This is a genomic window from Pedobacter sp. 10L46_2, assembly GCF_056395165.1.
Genome location: NZ_JBFTIZ010000327.1, coordinates 1 through 9,246, shown reverse-complemented (window position 1 = coordinate 9,246; position 9,246 = coordinate 1). Strand labels below are relative to the sequence as shown.

Genomic DNA, 9,246 nt, shown 5'->3' with positions numbered 1-9,246 from the left:
GGTCCTTAGCGATTCCCGAATCACTTAATATTTCAACGGGTATCCAGGCGCCGTCTTTCAAATATAATACCTTATATGAAAGCGGAATCCGGCAACCGCCCCATGGCCCATCGTCATACCAATAAACTCCGGATTCTGAAACGGTTTGGTTTTCAGAAAAATCATATTGCACATATTCGGTGGTGTTCTTTTTTGGCCACCAATGCAAATAGGGATAATTGGTATCCTTTGAATCGGCAGGTTCAAATTGATCTTTGATTGCCCCCAATAAACGCGGGTTATCTAATGAAGAACTCACCTTACTTAAAGAGGCAATAGTTGGCGCAGGCTGTGGTCTGGCTGAGGAAGCCTCATAAGGAATCCAAACGGTCATATCACTTGATCCGCGATTTGCCCAGGCATAATATGGAATTGCAGTAACCTTTTGTTTTACCTGAATTAATTCATCGGAATTCACTTGTCTTTTAGTACCTGTTCCTTCAACAGAGATCTCCTGGATTTCGTTTAATTTTTCTTTATTAAATGCTGTAGTAGTTTTGGCATCTTTATCGACCATGATATTTTGAACCAGCCCGTCTTTGTTGTCTTGCCCCTCAAGGCAGTATACAATTGGTCCACGCTGAAAAGCAAATCTGCCAACATCATCTTTTACCTTCGCATTGGCAATCACCTTCTGAACTTCCATTGGCAGATCGAGTATAAGTTGATCTCCTTTTTTCCATTGACGTGCTACAACGGCATAACCCTTGATCATTTTATAAACTGCAGGTTTTCCGTTCAGCAGTAATTTGAAGGACGATTTAGCCTGATCCATATAGGTATACAAATCACCCGGTACAGGCGACTGAGCAGCCCATCCCGGAATCCGAATATTGAGGGCAAATGTGGATGATTTCTCGGGGTTGATGATGATCTCCACTTTTCCGTTCCATGGATACCCTGTTGTTTGAGTAAGTGTGACTTTAGTTGCTTTAAGATTTACCTCAGCCGTATTACTCATAAATAAGTTCACATAGAGGTCATTGTTGTTCTGTGCATAAACATAGCCTGGTACAGAGGGCAAAAAACGGGTCATATTAGAAATACAGCATGCACAGGCAAACCAGGCACTGCGCTGATGTTGGTGCATAGAAGCCAGGGGATTGGGGTAAAAGAAACGATCGCCACTTAAAGATACACCTGAAAGTAAGCCATTGTAAAGTGTTCTTTCTAAAACATCCATGTATTTGGCATCACCATGTAACTGGAACATTCTGCTGTTCCAGTAGATATTAGCGATGGCTGCACAGGTTTCTGCATAGGCAGACATATTTGGCAGTTGATAAGCCTCCCCAAATGCCTCTCCTGCACCAGTAGCTCCAATACCGCCGGTGATGTACAGTTTTTTATAAACCACGTCTTCCCAGATTTTATCTATAGCGTTAAGATAGTTCTGATCGCCGGTCAATGCGGCAACATCAGCCATCCCGGTGTACATATAAGTTGCCCTTACTGCATGTCCAACGGCAGTACGCTGGTCTATAACTTTGGCATTTGCCTGGTTATATGCATCACCCTTAGGACCCCTTACATCCAGGAAAAACTTGGCAAGATCCAGATATTTCTGATTGCCCGTAATGCGATAAAGACGAACAAGACCTATTTCAACTATCTGATGACCCGGATAGATCTGGAGTTTGCCGGGGCCGAAATCTTTGACCAGCAAATCAGCATTCTTGAGGGCAATATCAAGTAAAGTTTTTTTTCCTGTTGCCTCATAATAGGCTGCTGCCGACTCAAATAAATGGCCTGAGTTGTACAGTTCATGACTCAGTTCCTCTTCCTTTTCCCATCGTTTACTTCCTATCCATTCATGAGGTTTCTTTGCATTTGCCGTACGAAAAGTAAATAAGTAGCCGTCCTTTTCCTGTGCCTTGCCAATTATAGTAATCAGCGAATCTATATAATGCTCCAGGGCCGGATCTTTCTTCACCTGCATCGCATATGAGGCACCCTCAATTACTTTGTATACATCCGTATCATCAAACGTAAATTGAGAAAGCTTACCTTCCATTTCATGTGCAGCCATTAAAAAGTTGTCTATCCTTCCATTATCTTCACATTTTTGCAATGTATAAGGGATTGTGACTGTTGCGTTAACTTGCATTTTTGGAGCCCAGAATTGGTCGTTTACATGGACATGCGTAAAAGCCACAGGCTGTATAGGGTAATCTTTCTTCTGCTGCGCGCTGGCAGGTAGAACAGCGATTCCGACAGCCAGTATCAGGAGTGATGATTTCATTTTAATATACTTAAATTCTCAAAAAACCGGTTATGGCAACTTATTTTCCTTCAAAAATAGGCTTATTACCAAGTACTAATGAGGCATTTATTAACAGTTATTAGATGAAATTTAACTATTTAACTAATCTAATCCCCTTCAATGTAGGCTGTACCACTTTTATATTACCCTCGGCATCAAACTCCATTTTATCGATACACACTTCACGGTTATAACCTGCAGACTGCCCCATGCTCAATCCTGCCGGACGAGTAAAGCGATGGTAAACAATATACCATTCATCCTTACCCGGCACCTGAATAACAGAATTGTGTCCGGTAGCGTAAATGGCCTGTGATTCGTCTTTAGAAAGAATCAGGTTATTTTCCGGCAAACTGATTTTACCTGTTGGCGAATCGGAAACACCATACCTAACACCATAGTCTGCATCTCTCGTATCATTCTGCGACCATAAAAAATAGTATTTTCCATTTCTGTAGAAAACTTCAGTGCCTTCCCTGAAAGTTTTATCTGGAGTGATGACTTTAATTGATGAAGAGTCTATCGATATCATATCTTCATTCAACAAAGCTACAGCCATATAACCATTACCCCAATACAAATAACTTTTGCCTGTTTTAGGATCGGTAAATACATCGGGATCGATCTCTTGCCCACCTTTTATTCCTGCAGGCTTACCTGCAATCAGCGCCTTACCGCTATCCTTAAAAGGACCAGATGGGTCTTCAGAAACAGCAACCCCTATTTTTTGTGCAGCGGTAAAATAGTAATAGTATTTGTAGCTATTACCTACCTTCTTTTCTGCGATGGTAGGTGCCCATGCATTTTTCTTAGCCCAACTTACGTCTTTGAGTAAATCGACAATCACCCCTTCATCTTTCCAGTCCACAAGGTTAGGGGAAGAGAAGGTTTTAAAATAAGTTCCTGACCAGTCATGAAAACCATCGCTGGTAGGGTATAAATGGTATTTTTTAGTTTTCTTAGAATATAGGATTTCGGGGTCTGCATAGTAACCATTCAATACTGGATTCAGATCGATAGCAGCCGTAACTTCATACACAAGGGGCTTATGCCCCGGCAATGTGATTTTTACTTTAACAGGTCCTTTCGTAAAGTCAAAAGGTCCTTTCGGACTAATGCTCATACCAGGAAGCAGCACAAATTCCGGATCGAAAGACCTCAATGAAGTCCCGTTTTTTACCGGAAGGTAAACCTTTGAGTTTAGGGTATCGATCACAATGTTATTTTTCTTAATCGCCGGTGATTGTCCAGACCCCATTACATCCGCTCCGGTGTACCATTTTTTTAATAGGACTGCCGCTTCTGCAGTTGTGATTGGCAATACAGTGCCATGGCGCGGGTGAAAGTTCATCCTTTGTTGTACTGTACCCGGACGCGCCACATAACCTTCTTTTAACTTATCAGACACTGCCACCCGAATTCCTTTTTCACTGTCTTCGGTTTTGTAAAACAAGTGGTATTTCCCGTGGTCGAAGACGATGTCTCCATCAATGCAGGGACCATTTGTCGGGCTGAAGAAGAGTTGTTTTGGCTCAGTCTCCAGATCCGTAAAATCCTTATTAGCATACGCCCAATAAATGATATCAGGACCTGCTCCATGTTTCATCGACCAATAGATCATATACTTGTCTGCTTCTTTATCGTATATAGTTTGAGGTGCCCATACACGTAATAAGCTGTCCTGATTAGGGAAACGTTTCTGGATATTGACAATACTTGAAGTCCAGTTAACCAGATCGGCAGATTTCAACAATACCATTGCCCTATTAGAATCCCAACCTTTTGCAGCCACCATATCGGTAACCACCATATAGAAGGTCTTACCATCGGCTCCACGCAAAATGTGCGGATCACGTACACCTCCGGTAGAACTTATTACTGCCGAACTGATCACAGGTTTATCAGCATTTAGCGCACGGTAGGTATAACCATCGTTGCTTAAGGCAAACCTGATGGATTCCTCCGTTCCGTTATTTCCTGTAAAATAGGTAAAAAGGTAAGCCGTTTTTTTCGATTGCTGGGCAGAGGTGGTCCTTAAATTTATGATAAGCACCATGGTACCGAGCACCAGTGCGCGTAGACAATAACTGATTTGTATATTCATTTGTGGTTCATTTATGTTATTATTTTTTCACCAACCGCAATTCGTAGATGCCCGCGGTCTCTGAGCCATCCTCTGCAACAAATTTAACTCTTAATTTTGAAGAAGACGTTTTTAGCATTTCCCGTAGTAGGTCAGTCGCAGACAGTGGGCTTCCTTATTTTGGTCTGTCAGTTCATAGCTGAACCAACCTTTGGCAGTACGCCAGTGTCGATCCTGGAACACCCCATTACTAGTCTGCTCTGCTTTAAAAAAATGATCAGACTCCGGTTGTTGTTCGCCCGGAAACACCATATCTATAGTAACGCGGGCAAGTTCATCGGCAATCCGTTGTTGTTCAGCCATTTTCTTCTTTAAAGCCTCCAACCCTGCTTTCGTTTCCACCTGCCAGTAAACAACATACCTGGAATCGTGAAGCTTGTAAAAAGGTGTCAGTTCCAACGTCTTGTATTGCTCGGGATAAATAAGATCGGATGCTGTAAATGTCAAAGCTTTGCCCTTCACCGGCTTGATCAACGAATCCTTATTCTGTCCATCATGAACAAACATCGGCATGTCCTGCAAGGGATATTGTTTTCCTGATGCAATATGCCCCATCCGGCTTTCATCAGCAAATAAACCCTTTAAATTGGCAGTATCTGTTTTGGCAGCAAGCAGAACAGGCCCATGCAGCACCGCCGCATAGTTCGATCCATCCGGCAGTTGTTCGGTATAAGTCTTCATCGGAAGCAACAGTTCCACCCGATCGCCCTTTTTCCAGGCCCTTGTGAGAGAAATATAGCCCCCTGGCGTTGCATTAGCAGCCACTGCTTTTCCATTCACCAACACCTGCATCGCTCCTTCCGGAACCCATACAGGATACCTGACTTTCAAGGTAAAACGGCTCGCTTTTCCGCTGGTCATCGTAAAAGTTGTTTTTTCTGATTCCGGAAATTGAGTCTGCTGCTCAAAACTTAGTCCTTTCTCTTTCCAGTTTAAACTGGAAGGGATAAATAGATTCAGGTACAGTATATCATCCTGAAACGCATAGATCAACTCATTGTATTTGGCATGATTTTCTAAACCTGAGCCTACGCAACACCAAAAACTCGTTTCAGGCTGGGAATACACCCGGTAATGTCCAGGTCTCATAGGAGTGAAATAGACAAATCCTCCTTTGTCTGGATGTTGTGAGGATAAAATATGGTTGTAAACGGTACGTTCGTAATAATCTATATAACCAGCAAGCCCCTCTGACTCATAAAATAGTTTTGTAAGTTTGAGCATATTGTAGCTGTTACAAGTTTCTGGTCCTTCTACACTATTGATCATTCCCGAAAAGTCGTTTAGTGGATTAAAGTGTTCCCTCACACTATTACCTCCATTCGCTACTGTCCGATGGTGTACCACTTCATTCCAAAAGAACGAAGCTGCTTTTTGGTAGATACTATCTTTATTCAGATCAGCTATGCGCTTGAATCCGATTACCTTTGGTATTTGTGTATTGGCATGAATCCCATTCAACTGATCTTTACCCTGAGCCAATGGATCCAGGATGGAATGATCGGAAAACTGATAAGCCAATTTTAGGTATTTCTGATCTCCAGTGATTTCATATACATCGGCCAGTACTTCATTGATGCCCCCATGCTCGGACTTCAGCATTTGCTGAATCTGCTGGTCATTCAATTTAGAAGTTAACCAAACAAACCAATCGCTGTATTTGATCAGCATTTTTTTTGCATCAACATCGCCTGTATACAGATAAGCATCACGCAATCCGGCAAGTATCTTATGGATATTGTAAAGTGGTACCCATTTACCATTGAGGCTAAAAGTTCCGGCGTCTATTTTTCCCCGGGCTATTTCTTCCCATAGTTTGACGCTGCCAGGCACCCCGCCGATGTAGCCTGTCGGACTCGCATCCTGACATTTCTTTAGTTGCGACAGCATATATTTGAGCCGCTTTTCTATCCTTTGATCGCCAGTAGCGGCATACATCAGCGACAGTGCAGTCAAATAATGTCCACCTATATGTCCATCCAACCCGGTATTTTCCCAATTAGGATAACTTTGTACATTTGGCTTTAATCCTGCTTCTCTCAGATAAGGCATCAATAACCGGTCGACATCCAGTGCCAGCATATAATGCAGGTCTGTCTCTTGTGCTTGCTTAAAAACACCATTCAGCAACCTTACCTCTTGTGATTTAAACAGCTTGAAAGGATACTTTTGCTGTGCAGGTAACAGGCTCCAGGAAATACTAAGCGACAAGCAGACACCATACTTCAAAAACCTTCGAATTGTTTGCTTACCAGTCATTTTATTTATAACTAACCTTCAACATGACAAATGAATTTGCAGGCAATTTCAGTGCGGCAGTTTTCCCTTTTAATTTGAGTGCAGCTTGTGTAGGAGCAATCGCTAAGGGTTTATCGATCGTGTTTTGATCAGTCAAATGGCCTTTTAATACAGTCAACTGAGCCTCACTTCCTACTAATTTTAAACCCTCAAAAGAAACTTGCTTGTTCTGTTCAGTATCTCTGGTGTTGACCAGCTTCACGATCAGTTCTTTCTTCATACTGTCGACCACTGCCGATACATACAAACCATCCAGACCAGAAACTGACTTTCCTGCTGCTAATGCAGAAGCAACCTGAGTCCCTTTGTTGGTAGAAAACAACTTTTGAACGTAGTAATTTGGTGTACCGTAAATATTCATATTGTCTACCCAAATTAAGTCAGGAGCCCACTGCCAACCTTCTGTATTAGCAAACAAAGGCGCATAAGAAGCCATATTTACTACGGCGGCATTACGCTCCAGCCCAGTCATAAAGGCTGCTTCGGCAATTGCCGCCTGCCAGATGTTTCGGTTACTTCCTGTAGTTTTTCCATCTATATGAGCAGCGTACTCACCTGCAAAAACCTTTGCTCCCTTACGATCGTAGCTGTCGTATCGGGAAGCATTTTTCAGAAACCATTCAGGAGAACGGTAATAATGTTCATCTATGATATCTGCCCCCATTGTACGCAGTTCTTTGTCCAGAAAATGAAACCGATCACTATCAGGATCTGTACCCGAACTGTAAATCAGGTTTATCTTTGGATATTTTGCTTTGATGGCCTTTTGAAAGGCTTTGGCGCGTTCAATATACTGCGGCCCCCAATTCTCATTGCCTACACCCAAATACTTCAAATTAAAAGGTTCAGCATGCCCCATTGATGCCCGGACCTTACCCCATTCCGATGAAGCATCACCATTAGCAAACTCAATCAGATCCAAAGCATCCTGTACATAAGGATCCAGCTGATCCAAAGGAACTACTTCGGCAGTATTGAATTGACATGCCATTCCACAGTTCAGAATTGGCAATGGCTCAGCCCCTATATCTTCTGCCAATTGGAAATATTCAAAAAAGCCCAGTCCAAAGGTTTGAAAGTAATCAGGTGAAGGGCGATGTGCGAACTCCGTATTCCAGCGATTCATGATTAACTGACGCTCCTCTATTGGCCCTATTGTTTTCTTCCACTGATACCTGTTGGCCAGATCGGTTCCTTCTACAATACAACCACCCGGAAAGCGGATGAAACCTGGCTTCATGTCTGCCAACATCTGTATCATATCTGCACGCATGCCTTTCTTACGACCCTTCCAGGTATCTGCAGGAAATAAAGAAATCATATCCATATCCAATACCCCATTCCCTTCAAACCAAATGTTCATCTTAGCTTTTGCTGCTGTAGTACCAGCTTTAAAATTCACCTCTTGTTTCGCCCATTTCCCTGATATATCAGTCGGTTTTAATACACCAGTTCCTAATATATTATTCTGTTCATCTACCAATTCTACATGCAATGTGATTCCTGGACTCTGCTGTCTGTACATCAGGGAAAACTCATATTCAAGGTCTTTTTTTATACCCATCCCACCTTTGAATCCCTCATTGGTTAACCCGGCCTGTCCTTTTGCAGCATCTTTTATAGTCGCTCTAAGAAATCTTGGATTAGCGAGCTGAGCATCTTGTCTGTTCAGCACAAGCAGGTCGCCCTCTTTGATCTTATCGCCTTTTACAGACCACCCCATCAATGGCTTTAAAAATTCAAAAGACCGGTTCTTTACCATTTCGGCATAGATCCCACCATCGGCTCCCATGTTAATGTCTTCAAAGAAAACGCCCCACATAGTTGGTGATATTTTTCCCTCAGACTTAGCCGCATTGACCACAATAACATCATCTTGTTGTGCACTCGCCCTAAAAAAAGTCCCCGCAATGAGCAGAGCGATTAAATTGCTTTTGTATTTCATCTTAACCGAAATTGAAAAAAATTTATACTTGGTTATCATATCTTGTTTATCAGATTGTCTTCACTGAAGAAGTCCCGGGATTTTCAGCTCAGTTAAGGGCTAATGTAGGAATTTTAAATTAAACGTCAAATTAACGATTATTAATTTTGTAGCTTTGATAATTATTTTTATAAATTGCTTTCATAACTCAAGAAACCAAGTAAACTACTTTTGACAAACGATCCCCTCAACATGATAACCTATTCTGACCAAGTGCGCGTTCTGGTTGCAGTCGACTGCATCATCTTTGGCTTTGACGGCGACCAACTACAAATTTTATTGATTAAAAGAGGATTTCAACCAGCAAAAGATCAATGGAGCTTAATGGGTGGCTTTGTCGGAAAGAAAGAAACCCTGGACGGTGCAGCCGAACGCATCCTGTTTGAACTTACAGGACTAAAGGATGTTTATCTGGAACAGCTGAGCGCTTATGGAAACCCGGAACGAGACCCAATTGAACGTACCGTATCAGTAGCTTACTTTGCATTAATAGACATCAATACTTACAAAACACAGATC

Annotated in this window: 5 protein-coding genes; 1 reads left to right on the top strand and 4 read right to left on the bottom strand. The window is 42.2% G+C overall.

Features of this window, described 5'->3' with window-relative positions:
- From AC1DDX_RS23910 to AC1DDX_RS23895, 4 genes are all read right to left on the bottom strand, one after another.
- The coding region (locus tag AC1DDX_RS23910) for a glycoside hydrolase family 127 protein (RefSeq protein WP_477622718.1) at positions 1 to 2,281 on the bottom strand (2,281 nt) is incomplete at its 3' end.
- A gap of 115 nt (positions 2,282 to 2,396) precedes the next feature.
- Entirely contained in the window at positions 2,397 to 4,406 is a 2,010-nt protein-coding gene (locus AC1DDX_RS23905) for a glycoside hydrolase family 43 protein (RefSeq protein ID WP_477622717.1), read from the bottom strand.
- 111 nt (positions 4,407 to 4,517) lie between these two features.
- Entirely contained in the window at positions 4,518 to 6,704 is a 2,187-nt protein-coding gene (locus AC1DDX_RS23900) for a beta-L-arabinofuranosidase domain-containing protein (protein ID WP_477622716.1), read from the bottom strand.
- Position 6,705: 1 nt separating this feature from the next.
- On the bottom strand, positions 6,706 to 8,688 hold the full coding sequence (locus AC1DDX_RS23895) for an alpha-L-arabinofuranosidase C-terminal domain-containing protein (RefSeq protein ID WP_288879122.1): 1,983 nt from the start codon (positions 8,686 to 8,688) through the stop codon (positions 6,706 to 6,708).
- Between the two features lie 231 nt (positions 8,689 to 8,919).
- On the opposite strand from AC1DDX_RS23895, the gene AC1DDX_RS23890 reads away from it, so the two are divergent.
- The coding region (locus AC1DDX_RS23890) for an NUDIX domain-containing protein (RefSeq protein ID WP_477622715.1) at positions 8,920 to 9,246 on the top strand (327 nt) is incomplete at its 3' end.